Here is a 512-nt window from a genome sequence, read left to right on the forward strand (position 1 = left end):
AGTACGTGGTCGTAGACCCGAAACCGTGTGATCTACCCCTGTCCAGGGTGAAGGTGCGGTAACACGCACTGGAGGCCCGAACCCACGTATGTTGAAAAATGCGGGGATGAGGTGGGGGTAGCGGTGAAATTCCAATCGAACTCGGAGATAGCTGGTTCTCCCCGAAATAGCTTTAGGGCTAGCCTCGAGGAAGAGTGTCGTGGAGGTAGAGCACTGATTGGATGCGGGGCCCGCCAAGGGTTACCAAGTCTAGTCAAACTCCGAATGCCACAGACATGTTACTCGGGAGTCAGACAGTGAGTGCTAAGATCCATTGTCAAGAGGGAAACAGCCCAGATCATCAGCTAAGGTCCCCAAGTGTGTGTTAAGTGGGAAAGGATGTGGAGTTGCACAGACAACCAGGATGTTGGCTTAGAAGCAGCCACCATTGAAAGAGTGCGTAATAGCTCACTGGTCGAGTGACTCTGCGCCGAAAATGTAACGGGGCTAAACACACCACCGAAGCTATGGCA

General features: G+C 52.9%; 1 rRNA gene. It reads left to right on the plus strand.

The annotated features are described in order from the left end of the window. A 23S ribosomal RNA gene (locus ACFSTH_RS11385) occupies positions 1–512 on the plus strand; the annotation flags it as partial.

It is taken from the genome of Paenibacillus yanchengensis, assembly GCF_042684845.1.
In the GTDB taxonomy this organism is placed as follows: domain Bacteria; phylum Bacillota; class Bacilli; order Paenibacillales; family Paenibacillaceae; genus Pristimantibacillus; species Pristimantibacillus yanchengensis.